At 68.4% G+C, this 14,537-nt stretch carries 14 protein-coding genes; 11 read left to right on the plus strand and 3 right to left on the minus strand.

Annotation, left to right across the window (positions count from 1 at the left end):
- Positions 1–80 precede the first annotated feature (80 nt).
- On the minus strand, positions 81–1,424 hold the full coding sequence (locus tag ACO2Q1_RS12950; protein ID WP_423329888.1) for an ATP-binding protein: 1,344 nt from the start codon (positions 1,422–1,424) through the stop codon (positions 81–83).
- A 6-nt stretch (positions 1,425–1,430) separates the two neighbouring features.
- Positions 1,431–2,159 (minus strand): response regulator, encoded by a 729-nt coding sequence (locus ACO2Q1_RS12955; RefSeq protein WP_423329889.1) that lies wholly within the window; start codon positions 2,157–2,159, stop codon positions 1,431–1,433.
- A gap of 242 nt (positions 2,160–2,401) precedes the next feature.
- Between ACO2Q1_RS12955 and ACO2Q1_RS12960 the strand changes: the two genes are divergently transcribed.
- Both ACO2Q1_RS12960 and ACO2Q1_RS12965 read left to right on the plus strand, forming a co-directional pair.
- A complete protein-coding gene (locus ACO2Q1_RS12960) occupies positions 2,402–3,673 on the plus strand; it encodes a NupC/NupG family nucleoside CNT transporter (RefSeq protein WP_423329890.1) in 1,272 nt (423 codons plus the stop codon).
- Between the two features lie 25 nt (positions 3,674–3,698).
- Positions 3,699–4,319, plus strand: a complete 621-nt coding sequence (locus ACO2Q1_RS12965) for a glutathione S-transferase family protein (RefSeq protein WP_423329891.1) — start codon at positions 3,699–3,701, stop codon at positions 4,317–4,319.
- Here ACO2Q1_RS12965 and ACO2Q1_RS12970 read toward each other — a convergent pair whose 3' ends face one another.
- The gene (locus tag ACO2Q1_RS12970) at positions 4,320–4,754 is read right to left on the minus strand and encodes a PaaI family thioesterase (protein WP_423329892.1); all 435 of its coding nucleotides are present in this window, start codon (positions 4,752–4,754) and stop codon (positions 4,320–4,322) included.
- Positions 4,755–4,840: 86 nt separating this feature from the next.
- On the opposite strand from ACO2Q1_RS12970, the gene ACO2Q1_RS12975 reads away from it, so the two are divergent.
- From ACO2Q1_RS12975 to flhA, 9 genes are all read left to right on the plus strand, one after another.
- Positions 4,841–5,143: a DUF3253 domain-containing protein gene (locus ACO2Q1_RS12975; protein WP_423329893.1), complete on the plus strand. Its 303-nt coding sequence runs from the start codon at positions 4,841–4,843 to the stop codon at positions 5,141–5,143.
- A gap of 41 nt (positions 5,144–5,184) precedes the next feature.
- Positions 5,185–6,246 (plus strand): alpha/beta fold hydrolase, encoded by a 1,062-nt coding sequence (locus ACO2Q1_RS12980; RefSeq protein WP_423329894.1) that lies wholly within the window; start codon positions 5,185–5,187, stop codon positions 6,244–6,246.
- A 102-nt stretch (positions 6,247–6,348) separates the two neighbouring features.
- Positions 6,349–7,974 (plus strand): flagellar basal-body MS-ring/collar protein FliF, encoded by a 1,626-nt coding sequence (gene fliF / locus ACO2Q1_RS12985; RefSeq protein ID WP_423329895.1) that lies wholly within the window; start codon positions 6,349–6,351, stop codon positions 7,972–7,974.
- Complete coding sequence (gene fliG / locus ACO2Q1_RS12990; RefSeq protein WP_423329896.1) at positions 7,974–9,011, plus strand: flagellar motor switch protein FliG; 1,038 nt, start codon at positions 7,974–7,976, stop codon at positions 9,009–9,011. The genes fliF and fliG overlap by 1 nt, the downstream gene beginning before the upstream one ends.
- Positions 9,011–9,697: a flagellar assembly protein FlbE gene (locus ACO2Q1_RS12995; protein ID WP_423329897.1), complete on the plus strand. Its 687-nt coding sequence runs from the start codon at positions 9,011–9,013 to the stop codon at positions 9,695–9,697. The genes fliG and ACO2Q1_RS12995 overlap by 1 nt, the downstream gene beginning before the upstream one ends.
- The gene (gene fliN / locus ACO2Q1_RS13000; RefSeq protein WP_423329898.1) at positions 9,697–10,026 is read left to right on the plus strand and encodes a flagellar motor switch protein FliN; all 330 of its coding nucleotides are present in this window, start codon (positions 9,697–9,699) and stop codon (positions 10,024–10,026) included. Before ACO2Q1_RS12995 ends, fliN begins: the two co-directional genes overlap by 1 nt.
- Before the next feature lie 39 nt (positions 10,027–10,065).
- On the plus strand, positions 10,066–11,460 hold the full coding sequence (locus tag ACO2Q1_RS13005; protein WP_423329899.1) for a sigma-54 interaction domain-containing protein: 1,395 nt from the start codon (positions 10,066–10,068) through the stop codon (positions 11,458–11,460).
- A 2-nt stretch (positions 11,461–11,462) separates the two neighbouring features.
- Positions 11,463–12,377, plus strand: coding sequence for a class A beta-lactamase (gene bla, locus ACO2Q1_RS13010; protein ID WP_423329900.1), 915 nt, complete (start codon positions 11,463–11,465; stop codon positions 12,375–12,377).
- A 14-nt stretch (positions 12,378–12,391) separates the two neighbouring features.
- Positions 12,392–14,476 (plus strand): flagellar biosynthesis protein FlhA, encoded by a 2,085-nt coding sequence (gene flhA / locus ACO2Q1_RS13015; protein ID WP_423329982.1) that lies wholly within the window; start codon positions 12,392–12,394, stop codon positions 14,474–14,476.
- The last annotated feature ends 61 nt before the right edge of the window (positions 14,477–14,537 follow it).

A 14,537-nucleotide genomic window follows, 5' to 3' on the forward strand; every position in this document is an offset into this window, starting at 1 on the left:
CGCTGACACTTGAACGTGATGATGGGGTCCGATCCGTCGTCGCGCCAGTGGCGCGCTCCGCAATGTGATCGGCGGGCCGCCTATCCCGGAAGCCGGATCAGGGCCTTCAGCCCCCCCAGGTCGCTGCGCCCCAGGGTGATGTCTCCACCATGCCCGCGCGCCACGTCGCGCGCGATCGCAAGCCCCAGGCCGACGCCCTTCACGTTCTGATTGCGAGACGCGTCTAGGCGGGAGAAGGGTGTGAAGGCCTCTTCGTGCATCTCTTCCGGAATGCCGGGGCCGTCGTCCTCGACCGTGATCTCGAGCCCGCCGGCTTCCAGGGGTCTGGCGCTCAGACGCACATGCTCGCCGTGGGCTGCGGCGTTGCCCGCAAGGTTGTTCAGGGCCCGCCGAAAGGCGATCGGCCGCAACAGCGCCTTGAGATCGCTCGCCGCCTCGACCTCGACCTCGGCCCCGATGCGCCGGGCGTCCTCGGCGGCCTGGCTGAGCAGATCATGAAGGCTGACCGTCTGCGCGGCCTCGCCGGCCTCGCCGCGCGCGAAGGCCAGATATTCGTCGATCATATGCTCCATCTCGTCCAGATCGGCCTTCATGGCGGTCTGGCGCTTGAAGGGAGGGGCGAGGGCGAGCTCGAGCCGCAGGCGTGTCAGGGGCGTTCGCAGGTCATGGCTGACCGACGCCAGCAGCGCGGTCCGCTGGTCGATATGTCTCTGTATGCGGTCGCGCATGCCCAGAAAGGCCGTCGCCGCCTGGCGCACTTCCCGCGCGCCGTGAGGCTTGAACCGGGGCAGGATCTCGCCACGCCCGAACGCCTCGGCGGCGTCGGCCAGGCGTTCGATCGCCCGCACCTGATTGCGGATGAACAGGATCGCCACCGACATCAGAAGGACGGTCGCCAGCATCAGCCAGATGACGAAGATATGGGCCTGGGTGGCCACCGCCCGCTCGCGCGGCGCGATGATGCGCAGGACGCCGTCCGCCTCCTGCACTTGAATGTCGATGACGGCGGGATAGCGGGTGGTGTCGAACCAGAACGGTTGGTCCAGCCGCGAGGCCAGCGCCTTCTCCAGCGTGCGATCGACGATGCCGACCGCGCCCCGCCGGGTGTCCTTCGGCAGGACCTCGCCTTCATCCAGCGCGATCGACAGCTGCATCGAGCGTTGGGCGCGGGCGATGATCTTCTCCAGGTTCTCCGGGGTTGGCTCCTCGCGATAGCTTTCGGCGGCCCAGGCGATGTCGCCGGCCAGGCCTTCCGACAGGCGCGCGGTCACGCGCTGCCAGTGGGCGTCGAAAAAGGCCCAGGTCACCGCCCCCTGCATGATCAGCACCGGCAGAACGATGATCAGCAGCGACCGACCCCAAAGGGTCGTCGGCAGTCTCCGCTTCAGGAAACGGCCCAGCACCGGGAAGGGCACGAATCTCACGAGCGCCTAGTCCGGCGCCAGCATGTAGCCGACGCCCCGCACGGTCTGCAGGTAGCGAGGGTTCTTTGGGTCCAGCTCCAGCTTGCGGCGCAGGCGGGTCACCTGGACGTCCACGGCGCGACCGGTGATGTCGGCGGTGTCCGGCGACAGGTCCATGCGCTCGACCGGGGCGTGGGCGTGCAGGGCCAGGGTCTTCAGCAGTTGCGCCTCGGCCTCGGTCAGGCGTTGCGGCTTGCCGTCGCGCGTCAGCTCCAGCCGTTCCAGATCGAAGGTCGCCGGCCCCAGGCGGATCTCGCGCGGCATGATCGGCTTCACCCCGGTCCGTCGCAGGATGGCGTCGATGCGCAGCGCCAGCTCCTTCGGCTCGAACGGCTTGGACATATAGTCGTCCGCGCCGCGCGACAGACCCTCGATCCGGTCGGACGCCTCGCCGCGCGCGGTCAGCAGCAAGACCGGCGTCCTGGACAGGGCAGCCTTGTTGCGCACCCAGGACACCAGCTCCAGCCCGCTCTCGCCCGGCATCATCACGTCCATGACGACCAGATCGAACTCGATCAGCTCCATCAACCGCCGGGCGGCGGGCGCATGGGCGGCGCCGGTCGTGCGATAGCCCTCGCGCGCCAGATACTCTTTCAGCAGTTCGCGGATCCGGTCGTCGTCATCGACGATCAGCAGGTGTCGTCCGACGCCCGGCCCCGCGACAGGCCCGGATCGGCTCCCTCGGGCGTCCGTCATCTTGTTCTTGTTTGCGCGTTGCGGCGCATTCCCTCACCCGTCGTCTCGCGATGTCTTTGCAGAATAGGGGCATTTGCGCGAAATTGCAGCGGAAAGCGTAACCGGTGACCAGCAGCCCTCGCCGGCGTTTCGAGCCGCGCGATCCTGCCGCGACATTCTGTCGGCTCGTCCCCTTGCGGCCAGCCCTGCAACGGCGTTCAAGGGGAGGGGAGACCGGCGGCGCCGGGTCGGGGATCGAATTGATGTTCAGCCTGCTCAATCTTCAGAGCCTGTTCGGCCTGGCGGTGATCGTGGCCCTTTGCTGGGGCCTGTCGGAAAACCGGCGCAGCTTTCCGTGGCGGCTGGCGGCCGGGGCCATCGGGGTCCAGGCCCTGCTGGTGCTGGCCCTGTTCGCCATTCCCGGCTCGCAGGTGGTGTTGTCGGCCATCACCGGGGCGGTGGACGGCGTGGCGGCGGCCACGGCGAAGGGCACCCAGTTCGTGTTCGGCTATCTGGCGGGCGGAGATCAGCCCTATGTGGTGGGCAACCAGGGCGCCCTGTTCACCTTCGCCTTCAATGTCCTGCCGCTGATCCTGGTCATTTCGGCCCTGTCGGCGCTGCTGTGGCACTGGAAGATCCTGAAGTGGATCACCCTCGGCTTCGGCTTTCTGTTCCAGCGGACCATGGGCCTCGGCGGCGCCTCGGCCCTGGCGGTGGCGGCCAACATCTTCCTGGGCATGATCGAGAGCCCGATCGTTATCCGCGCCTATCTGGACAAGCTGACCCGGTCCGAGGTCTTCCTGATGATGGTGGTCGGCCTCGGCACGGTCGCGGGCTCCACCATGGTCGCCTACGCCGCCATCCTCGCCCCGGTCCTGTCCAACGCCGCCGGGCACGTCTTGGTCGCCTCGATCGTGTCCGCCCCGGCCGGCATCCTGGTGGCGCGGATCATGATCCCTGAGCAGCCGGGCCAGGGCGGCGCGGTCGCCGACTACGGCTCGGCGCTGAAGTACGACTCCGCCATCGACGCCATCGTCAAGGGCACGTCGGACGGTCTGATGGTGGTGATGAACATCTCGGCCGTGCTGATCGTCTTCGTCGCCCTGGTCGCCCTGGTGAACCTGATGATCGGAGGAATCGTGATCGCCGACGCGCCCCTGACCCTTGAGCGGTTCTTGGGCTGGCTGTTCATGCCGGTCGCCTGGCTGACGGGGGTGGAATGGTCCCAGGCGGGCAAGGCCGGCTGGCTGCTGGGCACGAAGCTGACCCTGACCGAATTCGTCGCCTTCATCGAACTGGGTAAGGTGCCGCTGGAGGCGATGAACGAGCGCACCCGCATGCTGATGACCTATGCCCTGTGCGGATTCGCCAACATCGGCTCGGTCGGCATCACCGTCACCGGCCTGTCGGTGCTGATGCCGGAACGGCGCGACGAGGTGCTGGGGATGATCTGGAAGGCCCTGTTCGGCGGCTTCGTCACCACTCTGATGACGGCGGCGGTTGTCGGCGCCATGCCGGCCGCCATATTCAGCTGACGTTCCGCACGACAGAGGCCGTCCGATGAAACTCTACACCTCGAACCGCGCGCCCAATCCCCGCCGCGTCCGCTGGGCCCTGGCCGAGAAGGGCGTGACCGACGTCGAACTGGTCGAGATTGACATCATGACCGGTGAACATCGCACCGCCGACTACCGCGCCAGGGTCGGGGTCGCCCATGTTCCCGCCCTGGAGCTGGACGACGGCGAGACCATCTCGGAATCGGTCGCCATCTGCCGCTATCTGGAGGCCCTCTATCCCGAGCCCAACCTGTTCGGCCGCGATCCGCGCGAACAGGCGATCGTCGAGATGTGGACCCGGCGCTGCGAATTCTATCTGGCCAATCCGCTGATGCTGAACGTGCGCCATTCCCATCCGGCCCTGGCGGCGCTGGAAGCCACCCAGGTGCCCCAGGTGGCGGACTACAACCGCGTCGGGGCCGAGCGGTTCATGCGGACGCTGGATCGCCGCCTGGCCGACCATCCGTTCATCGCGGGCGACCGCTTCACCATCGCCGACATCGTCGCCACCGTGGGCCTCGATTTCGCGCGCCTGGTCAAATACCGCCCGCCCGAGGAATACGCCCACCTCGCGCGCTGGCTGGCCGACTGCCGCGCCCGTCCGGCGGCGAGCGCGGGGGCGTGATCAGCCCCTCGGCGTGAACTTCTTGATGATGCCGGAATAGGTCATCAGCGAACGGCCGCCGGTCGTGATCTGGCCGCGCACGAAGATCAGGCTGCCGCCGGCACGCACCACCTCGCCGGTCGATTCCACCAGCTCGCCGACCCGCGCCCCGTCGATAAAGGTCGAATCGAGCTGGACCGTCACCCCGTTCTTGCCCTCCATCTCCTGATAGGCGGTCTGGAACAGGGAGATGTCGGCGAAGGTCATCAGGCAGCCGCCGTGCATGCGGTCGCCGGCGTTCATGTGTTTGGGCTCGGCGCGGAAGGCGCAGCGCATGCGGCCGTCGGGGTCGGGCTTGAAGTAGAACGGGCCGACCGTCTGGTCGAAGGTGCCGTGCAGGTCATAGGTCTGCCAGCCGGCGAACTCGCCCTCGGTCACCGTGATCTTTGCGACCATCGCATTTTTCCTTGCCTGACGCGCTTTGCGCTGCATGAGGCGGAGACCGCCTTCTTATTGCTCTCGCAATGCAGCATAATGCGCCGATGAGCGACCCCATCGAAGACGCGATCCTGCAAAAACTTTCCGCCCTCGGCCCCGGCAAGAGCATCGAGCCCGCCGAAGTGGCCAAGGCGCTGCAGCCCGAACAGTGGCAGCGCATGCTGCCCAAGGTGCGCGCCGCCGCCCTGGGCATGATGCGTCAGGGCCGCCTGACCATCACCAAGAAGGGCAAGCCGGTCGACCCCTCGGCCTTCAAGGGCGTCACCCGGTTGCGGCTGCCGACGCCGGAGGAAACGGCGGCGGCCCTGGCCGCGCGTCCGCCGGCGGACGACGAGGATGACGGCTGATCGCCTCGATTTCGCCGGACTGACGGGAGCAGGTTGACGCCATGTCGCCGGTGCGTCCCGTCCACTTTCTCGGTCTCATCGCTGGCCTGTCTCTGGCGGCCTGCGCCACGCCCCATGTCCAGCCGCCAATGACGCCGTCGGCCGGCTTTACCGGTCCGGAGGTGGTCGAGCAGACCCGGCCGGGCGCGCCGGGTGTCCTGGTGATGGCGGACGGCGCGCGTCTGCCGTTTCTGCGTTGGACCCCGCAAGGCCGTGCGCCCGAGGCCGTGATCGTCGCCCTGCACGGCATGAACGATCACGACGCCTCCTTCCGCCTGGCCGGTCCCTGGTGGGCCGCGCACGGGGTCGAGACCTGGGCCTATGATCAGCGCGGGTTCGGCCGGGCCCCGGGGCGGGGGGAGTGGGCGGGGACCGAACGCATGGTTCAGGACCTGCGTGAGACGGCGGCCCTGATTCGCGCGCGGCGGCCGGGCGTGCCGATCGTGGTGGTGGGTGAAAGCATGGGCGGATCGGTCGCCGCGGCCGCCTTCGCCTCCGAAACCCCGCCTGACGCCGATCGCGTGGTGCTGCTGGCGCCGGGGGTCTGGGGCTGGTCCAGTCAGAACCTCTTCAACCGCACCAGCCTGTGGGTCGCGGCCCATGCCCTGGGCGACGTGTCGGTGGAGCCGCCGGAGTTCGTCGTCCGCCACATCCTGGCGTCGGACAATATCGTGGAGCTGGTCCGCAACGGCCGCGACCCCGACAGCATCCTGTCCACCCGCTTCGACACCCTGTACGGCTTGGTCAGCCTCATGCAGACCGCGTCAGAGTCCCTTGGAAGGCTGAACCGGCCGACCCTGCTGATGTACGGCGCGCACGACCAGGTGGTCGAGAAGGGGCCGATGCGCCGCGCCCTGGCGAAGGCGGGCGACCCGCCTGATCTGACCACCGCCTGGTACCCCGAAGGTCGCCACCTGCTGAACCGCGATCTGGGCGCCGAGGTCGTCTATCGCGACGTGCTGAGCTTCGTTCTGGACCCGTCGGCGCCCTTGCCCTCCGGGGCCGGGTCGGTAGGGCCGCACCTGGGACTTCGCAGCCCTGAGGCGTCCCGAACGTCCCGCTAACCCTCTTTCCTGCCTGACCTTTAACGCCACGTTTACCATGCGGGCGGCAGTTTCTGCCTAGCGGGCGCGTTCGGTCTCCCGTCGGTATTCCAGGCGGGTCGGGTGGGCGGCTTTACGGCGGCGTTGCAAAGGTTCGGGATCGGTCGTCTGGCCGCGGTCCTCGGCGTGGCCGCCGGCGTTACGGCCGTTCTGGTCGCCCTGATGCTGCGTGTCGGCCAGTCGCCGGACGCGCTCCTCTATTCGGGCCTCGATCTGAAAGAGGCCGGCGAGGTCACGGCCGCCCTGGATCAGGCCGGCATCAAATACGCCACGCGCGGCGACGGTTCGACCATCATGGTCAATCGCGACGACGTCGGCACGGCGAGGATGAGCCTCGCCTCCAAGGGTCTCGTGACCTCGGGGTCGGTCGGCTACGAGCTGTTCGATAACCAGTCGGTGCTGGGCCAGACCGAGTTCCAGCAGAACCTCAACGAAAAACGCGCCCTCGAGGGCGAGCTGGCTCGCACCATCCTGGGTTATCAGGGCATTTCGACCGCCAAGGTGCTGATCGCCCTGCCGCGCCGCGAGATGTTCGCGACGGCCGCCGGCGAACCGACCGCCGCCGTCGTCGTGGGTGTGGGCGCGCGCGGCTTGACCGGCGACCAGGTCGAGGCCATCCGCAGCGTCGTCGCTTCCGCCGTGCCGGGACTGAAGCCGACGCGGGTGACCGTTTCCGACACCTCCAACCGCACCCTGGCCTCCGGGTCGGACGAGACGGGTTTCTCGGCCGCCACCGCCCGTGACGCCCAGGCCCAGACCGAAAGCCAGCTTCAGGCCCGCATCAAGGACATCGTCGAGGGCGTCGTCGGCGCCGGCAACGCCCGTGTCCAAGTCACCGCCGAGATCGACCGCGCGCGCTCGACCACCCAGGAGCAACGGTTCGATCCCGACGGTCAGGTCGTCCGCTCGACGTCGAGCAATGGTTCGGAATCCAGCGACACCACCGGCGATCCAGCGGGCGGGGCGACGGCCACGAACAACATCCCCGGCGGCGTTCCGCCGGTCGCGGCCCCGGCCGGCGCGTCGGAAAAGGCCAACACCGAAACCACCAACTATGAAATCTCCAACACCACCACCACCACGGTGAAGGAGGCGGGCGACGTCAGGAAGCTGGCCGTCGCGGTGGCGGTCGACGGCGTCTGGACCCCGCCCGCCAACGGCGAGGGCGAGCCCACCTATGCGGCGCGTCCGGCGGCCGACATCCAGAAGATCGACGCTCTGGTCAAGGCGGCCATAGGCTTCAACGCCGAACGCGGTGATCTGGTCACGGTCGAGCAGGCGCGCTTCAGCCGTGACGCCTCCGCCATGGGCGGGACGGAGGCCAAGGCCTCGATGTTCGACTTCGGCAAGAACGACATCATGCGCGGGGTCGAACTGCTGGTCCTGCTGGTCACCGGCCTGCTGCTGATCTTCTTTGTCCTGAGGCCTCTGTTGAAGGCCGCTCAGGGCCAGGGCGGCGGCGCGGCTGCGGTCGGGCCGGGCGGCGTCCCGGTGACCATGCTCCAGACCACCGAGGTCGGCGGCGTCGCCGGTCATCTGGCGGGGCCGGGCGCCATCGACGAGCGTCTCGACATCGCCCGGGTCCAGGGTCAGGTGAAGGCCTCCTCGATCAAGAAGGTCGCCGACTTCGTCGGCTCTCATCCCGACGAATCGGCCTCCATCGTCCGCAACTGGGTGCATGAAGGCTGATGGCCCGGCTGATCGGAAAAAAGACCCAGGTCGAGGACGTCAAGAAGCTCACCGGACCTGAAAAGGCCGCCGTGCTTCTGCTCGCGCTGGGCGAGGATCACTCCGGCCTCTGGAAACAGCTCGACGAGGACGAGATCAAGGAGATCTCCCAGGCCATGGCCGGGCTGGGCACGGTCACCGCCCAGGTCGTCGAGGATGTGCTGGTCGAGTTCGTGGCCGGGATGAGCGGCTCCGGCTCGGTCATGGGCTCGTTCGAACAGACCCAGAAGCTGCTCGCCGCCTTCATGCCCGCCGACCGCGTCGAGGGCCTGATGGAGGAGATCCGCGGTCCGGCCGGCCGCACCATGTGGGACAAGCTCGGCAATGTGAACGAGGCCGTGCTCGCCAACTATCTGAAGAACGAATACCCCCAGACCGTCGCGGTGATCCTGTCCAAGGTGAAGCCCGAGCACGCCGCGCGGGTGATGACGGCCCTGCCGGAGGACTTCGCCCTGGAATGCGTCCAGCGGATGCTGCGCATGGAGCCAGTGCAGCGCGAAATTCTCGACAAGATCGAGCAGACCCTGCGCACCGAATTCATGTCCAACCTGGCGCGCACCTCAAAACGCGACAGCCACGAGATGATGGCGGACATCTTCAACAGCTTCGATCGCCAGACCGAGGCCCGCTTCATCGGCGCGCTGGAGGAACGCAACCGCGAGTCGGCCGAACGCATCCGCGCCCTGATGTTCGTGTTCGAGGACCTGTCGAAACTGGATCCCGGCGGGGTCCAGACCCTGCTGCGGGCGGTCGAGAAGGATCAGCTGGGTCTGGCGCTGAAAGGCGCCTCGGAGGCTCTGCGGGAGATGTTCTTCTCCAACATGTCCGAGCGCGCCTCCAAGATCATGCGCGAAGACATGGAGGCCATGGGGCCGGTGCGTCTGAAGGACGTCGACGCCGCACAGATGGCGATGGTTCAGGCCGCCAAGGATCTGGCGGCCAAGGGCGAGATCATGCTGGCGGGCGCCGGCGGCGCCGATGACGAGTTGATCTACTGATGAGCGTCCGTCCCGACATCGGCCAGTCGGCCGCCAGCCGCCCCTTCGGATTCGACACCGAGTTCGACGACGCCGGCGGCGTGCGCGCCGCCACGCCCTTCCGCCCGGTCAAGCGCGCCTACCTTCCCGCCGAGGTCGAGGCCCTGACCGCCCAGGCCCGGCTGGAAGGCCGCGAGGCCGCCCTGGCCGAGGTGGAGTCCCTGCGCGCCATGGCCAAGGTGGAGATCGCCCAGGCGCTGGCCGCGACGGCGCCGGCCATCGCGTCGGCGATCCAGGCCCACCGCGAACAGTCGGCCCAGCTCGCCCTGGCCGCAGGACGGGTCATCGCCGGAGCGGCGCTGGACCGTCTGCCGACCGGCCCCCTGCAGGAAGCCCTGGAAAGTCTCGGCGCCGAGATTGACGCCAGCCCGCGTCTGGTGGTTCGCGCCGGCGGACTGGACGAGGAGACCCAGGCGCGGCTGCAGTCGGCGGCGGCGGACGCCGGCTTCACCGGTCTGATCGCCTTTCGCCCGGACCCCGGAATGGCCGTCGCCGCCTTCCAGCTGGAATGGGCGGACGGCCGCGCAGACTTCGACCCCGAAAACGCGGCGACGCGCATCCGCGCCGCCCTTGAGGCCGCTCTCGCCGCAGAGGCCGGTCATGGCGAGGCAGCGGCCGTCGCCCACGCTGACAGGAGATCGTTCTGATGGCCGATGACTTCGCCCTGGAAGAGTTCAACTCCGCCAACGCTCTGGTCCCCGCCGATGAGGCCGGCGACAAGAACGCCGTGGATCTGGCGCCGGTGTTCGACGTGCCGGTCAACATCTCGGCGGTGCTGGGCAAGGCGCACATGACGGTGGCCCAGCTGCTCAAGCTCAATCGCGGCAGCGTGCTGGAGCTGGACCGCAAGGTCGGCGAGGCCATCGACATCTTCGTCAACAATCGCCTGGTGGCGCGCGGCGAGGTCGTCGTCGTCGAGGACCGGCTGGGCGTGACGATGACGGAAATCATCAAGACCGAGGACAGCGGCGCCTGATCGGCCGCCGCGCGCGTAGAGATTTAAAGGAGAAGACCCATGCGGCTTCTGGTGGTTGGAAAGATCAACGGGCAACTGGCCTCGGCCGTGAAGATGGCCATGGCCCACGGCGCCAAGGTCCAGCACGTCGAGCGCGCCGACCAGGCGACCGAACAGCTGCGGCGGGGTCAGGGGGCCGACCTGCTGATGGTCGACTACAACCTCGACATCGCGGGACTGATCGCGGCGAACGAGGCCGAGCGGATCTTCGTGCCGGTGGTCGCCTGCGGTGTGGACAACGACGCCGACAAGGCCGCCGCGGCCATCCGCGCCGGGGCCAAGGAATTCATCCCCCTGCCGCCCGAGGCCGACCTGATCGCCGCCGTCCTGTCGGCGGTCTCGGACGACGAACGGCCGATGATCTCGGCCGACCCGTCGATGAAGGGCGTGATCCAGCTGGCCGATCAGGTGGCGCGGTCGGAAGCCTCCATCCTGATCACCGGCGAAAGCGGCGTCGGCAAGGAGGTGATGGCCCGCTATCTGCACGGCCATTCGCGCCGCGCGGACAAGCCGTTCATCAGCGTCAACTGCGCCGCCATTCCCGACAACCTTCTGGAATCCGAACTGTTCGGCCACGAGAAGGGGGCCTTCACCGGCGCCCTGGCCCGCCGCATCGGCAAATTTGAGGAGGCCGACGGCGGCACCCTGCTGCTGGACGAAATCTCCGAGATGGACGTCCGGCTCCAGGCCAAGCTGCTGCGCGCGATCCAGGAGCGGGTCATCGACCGCGTCGGCGGCTCCAGGCCGGTGCCGGTCAACATCCGCATCATCGCCACCTCGAACCGCGACCTGGCCAAGTCGGTGGCGGAGGGGGCGTTCCGCGAGGACCTGCTGTATCGCCTCAACGTCGTGAACCTGCGCCTGCCGTCCCTGCGCGAGCGGCCGGGCGATATCGCCGTTCTGGCCGATCACTTCGTCAAGAAATACGCCGCCGCCAACGGCGTGCCCGTGCGGCCGATCTCGACCGAGGCGCGCCGCGCCCTGGTCTCGCATCGCTGGGCCGGCAATGTGCGCGAGCTGGAAAACGCCATGCACCGCGCCGTGCTGCTGGCGGTCGGGTCGGAGATCGACGTCGACGCCATCCGTCTGCCGGACGGCCAGCCGCTCGACGCCTCGGCGAGCGCCGGCGCGGCTGTGGGCGACGCCGGTCCCGCCGCCCGCGCCGCCCAGGCCGCCGACGCCGTCAGCCGCGCCTTCGTCGGCCAGACGGTCGCGGCGATGGAGAAGACCCTGATCCTCGACACCCTCAGCCACTGTCTCGGCAACCGCACCCATGCGGCCAATATCCTCGGCATCTCGATCCGCACCCTGCGCAACAAGCTGAACGAATACGCCGACGAGGGCACGGCCATCCCGGCGCCCCAGTCCGGCGTCGCCACGGGTCACGCGGCCTGAACATGGATCGTCGCGGTCTGATCGTCGGCGTCGGCGCCCTGGCCCTGTCCGGGTGCCGCCGCGCGTCCAACGACAAGACCTCGGTCGCGGCCAAGGCGCCGGCCATGCCGGAGCGCACGCTCGATCTGTCCGACCTCGAGAGAGACCATGGCGGCCGCATCGGCCTGTCGGCCCAGTTGCACGAACGCGTGTCCTGGCGCGGTCGCGAGCGTTTCCTGCACTGTTCCACGTTCAAGTTATTCGTAGCCGCCTGCCTGCTGGAGCGGGTCCAGAGGCGGATCGAAGTGCTGGACCGCGAGGTGGCGATCACCGCCGCCGACCTCGTGCCGCACGCGCCTGTGGTCGCCCCCGCCGTCGGGGCGAAGCTGTCGCTGAAGCGGCTCGCCCAGGCCGCCGTCGAGGTCAGCGACAACGCCGCGACCAACATCCTGATCCGCGAAATGGGCGGTCTCGCCGTCCTCAACGCCTGGTACGCCAGCGCCGGCGACCACACCACCCGCCTCGACCGGATGGAGACCGAACTCAACATCCCGGACGGCGACAAGGACACGTCCCAGCCGATCCAGACCACGGCCAATCTCGACTGGATCATCAAGACCTATCAGCCGTTCGGGCTTTTCGCGGCCCATCGCCCCCTGTTCGACTGGCTGATCGCGTCTCCGACCGGTCCGGGCCGGATCCGCGCGGGCGTTCCCGCCGGCTGGACAGTGGCCCACAAGACCGGAACCAGCGGCGTGGGCCACGCCAACGACATCGGCTACGCCTATCCAGCCTCGGGCGAGCCCCTTCGCATCGCCGTCTATTATGAGGCGCCCGAAAGCCTGTCGGCCGAACGCCGCGACGCCGTCGTGGCCGAGGCGACCCGGCGCGCCGTCGCCGCCCTCGGTCATGCGCCCCAGGAGCCCGCCGCCGCATGACCGACCAGCCGCTGATGAAGGACGGGCTGGCGCGGCCGACCGGCGCGGACGTGCGCGGCTGGCTGATGCGCGGCGAGGTCGGGATGGCCACCGGGGTGATCGGGGTCATCCTGCTGCTGATCCTGCCGGTGCCGGCCTTCCTGATGGATCTGCTGCTGGCGATCTCGCTGGTGTCGTCGGTCCTGATACTGATGACCGCCCTGATGATGAAGAAGCCGCTGGACTTCGCCATCTTCCCGACGGTGCTGCTGGTCTCGACCCTGTTCCGTCTGGGCCTGAACCTCGCCTCGACGCGCCTGATCCTGTCCCACGGGCACGAGGGTCACGATGCCGCCGGCCAGGTGATCAACGCCTTCGGCCAGCTGATGATGGGCGGCAGCTTCATCATCGGCATGATCATCTTCGCCATCATTCTGGTGGTGAACTTCGTGGTCATCACCAAGGGCGCGACCCGCATCGCCGAGGTCTCGGCCCGTTTCACCCTGGACTCCATGCCGGGCAAGCAGATGGCGATCGACGCCGACCTGTCGGCGGGCCTGATCTCCGAGGACGAGGCCAAGCGTCGTCGCAAGGAGCTGGAGCAGGAATCGACCTTCTTCGGCGCCATGGACGGCGCCTCCAAATTCGTGCGCGGCGACGCCGTCGCCGGTCTGGTCATCGTCTTCATCAACGTCATCGGCGGCCTGCTGATCGGGGTGGTCCAGCACGGTCTTCCGGCCGGCGAGGCGGCGACCACCTATATCCAGCTGACGATCGGCGACGGTCTGGTCACCCAGGTGCCCGCCATCATCATCTCGATCGCCGCCGGCTTCCTGGTGTCCAAGGCGGGCGTCGAGGGTTCGGCCGACAAGGCTCTGGTCCAGCAACTGGCCACCAACCCCGTCAGCCTCGGCGTCGTCTCCGGCGCGGCCGGCCTGATCGGCCTGGTGCCCGGCATGCCGATCCTGCCCTTTGCCGCCCTGGCGCTCGGCGCCGGCTTCATGGCCTGGCGGCTGGGCCGGGACCGGCTGCGGCCGAAGGCGCCCGAGGTCGATCCCGCCGCCGCAAAACCGGCCGAGGACGTCGAGGAGCCCATCTCCACCGCCCTGACCATCGACGAAGTCAAGATCGAGCTCGGCTATTCGCTGCTGACCCTGATCAACGAACTGGAGGGCCGCCGCCTGACCGACCAGATCCGCGCCCTGCGCCGGGCGCTGGCCCAGGAGTTCGGCTTCGTCATGCCGTCGGTGCGCATCCTCGACAACATGCGCCTCCCGGCCCAGGGCTACGCCATCCGGATCAAGGAGATGGAGGCGGGGTCAGGCGAGGTCCGGCTCGGCCACCTGATGGCCATGGACCCGGCCGGCCGTCAGGTCGAACTTCCCGGCGAACACACCAAGGAGCCCGCCTTCGGCCTGCCCGCCACCTGGATCGAGGACGGGCTGAAGGAGGAGGCCACCTTCCGCGGCTACACCATCGTCGACCCCTCGACGGTGCTGACCACCCATCTGACCGAGATCCTCAAGGAGAACATGGCCGACCTGCTCTCCTACGCCGAGGTGCAGAAGCTGCTGAAAGAGCTTCCGGCCGAGGAGAAGAAGCTGGTCGACGACCTGATCCCCTCGGTGGTCACCGTCACCACCCTGCAACGGGTGCTCCAGGCCCTGCTGCGCGAGAAGGTCTCGATCCGCGACCTGGGCGCCATTCTGGAAGGACTGGCGGAGGCGGCGCCGCACTCGTCCTCCGTCACCACCCTGGTCGAACATGTCCGCAGCCGCCTGGCGCGTCAGCTGTGCTGGCAGTATCGCGGCCACGACGGCGCCCTGCCGATCGTCACCCTGTCGCCGGAATGGGAGAACGCCTTCGCGGAGAGCCTGGTCGGGCCGGGCGAAGAGAAGCAGCTCGCCATGGCGCCCAGCCGCCTGCAGGACTTCATCCGCGCCGTCCGCGACGCCTTCGAGCGCACGGCCATGACCGGGGAGAACGCCGTCCTTCTGACCGGGCCCCAGACCCGGCCCTATGTCCGGTCCATTATCGAACGCTTCCGCGGCCAGACCGTGGTGATGAGCCAGAACGAGGTCCATCCCCGCGCGAAGCTGAGAACGGTCGGGGCGGTGTAGCAAGCGGCTCCCGCCTTGGGTGCTCATCTGCAATAATACCGCGATGGCCGCTCTGAGATTT

Origin of the sequence: Brevundimonas sp. VNH65 (genome assembly GCF_049445955.1) — a bacterium.
GTDB lineage: Bacteria > Pseudomonadota > Alphaproteobacteria > Caulobacterales > Caulobacteraceae > Brevundimonas.

Coding starts and splice junctions, on each gene's coding strand:
- ACO2Q1_RS12980 (WP_423329894.1), top strand. CDS start 5,185: ATGTCGCCGGTGCGTCCCGTCCACTTTCTCGGTCTCATCGCTGGCCTG.
- ACO2Q1_RS12975 (WP_423329893.1), top strand. CDS start 4,841: ATGAGCGACCCCATCGAAGACGCGATCCTGCAAAAACTTTCCGCCCTC.
- ACO2Q1_RS13005 (WP_423329899.1), top strand. CDS start 10,066: ATGCGGCTTCTGGTGGTTGGAAAGATCAACGGGCAACTGGCCTCGGCC.
- ACO2Q1_RS12965 (WP_423329891.1), top strand. CDS start 3,699: ATGAAACTCTACACCTCGAACCGCGCGCCCAATCCCCGCCGCGTCCGC.
- ACO2Q1_RS12970 (WP_423329892.1), bottom strand. CDS start 4,754: ATGGTCGCAAAGATCACGGTGACCGAGGGCGAGTTCGCCGGCTGGCAG.
- ACO2Q1_RS12960 (WP_423329890.1), top strand. CDS start 2,402: ATGTTCAGCCTGCTCAATCTTCAGAGCCTGTTCGGCCTGGCGGTGATC.
- flhA (WP_423329982.1), top strand. CDS start 12,392: ATGAAGGACGGGCTGGCGCGGCCGACCGGCGCGGACGTGCGCGGCTGG.
- ACO2Q1_RS12995 (WP_423329897.1), top strand. CDS start 9,011: ATGAGCGTCCGTCCCGACATCGGCCAGTCGGCCGCCAGCCGCCCCTTC.
- bla (WP_423329900.1), top strand. CDS start 11,463: ATGGATCGTCGCGGTCTGATCGTCGGCGTCGGCGCCCTGGCCCTGTCC.
- ACO2Q1_RS12955 (WP_423329889.1), bottom strand. CDS start 2,159: ATGACGGACGCCCGAGGGAGCCGATCCGGGCCTGTCGCGGGGCCGGGC.
- fliG (WP_423329896.1), top strand. CDS start 7,974: ATGGCCCGGCTGATCGGAAAAAAGACCCAGGTCGAGGACGTCAAGAAG.
- fliN (WP_423329898.1), top strand. CDS start 9,697: ATGGCCGATGACTTCGCCCTGGAAGAGTTCAACTCCGCCAACGCTCTG.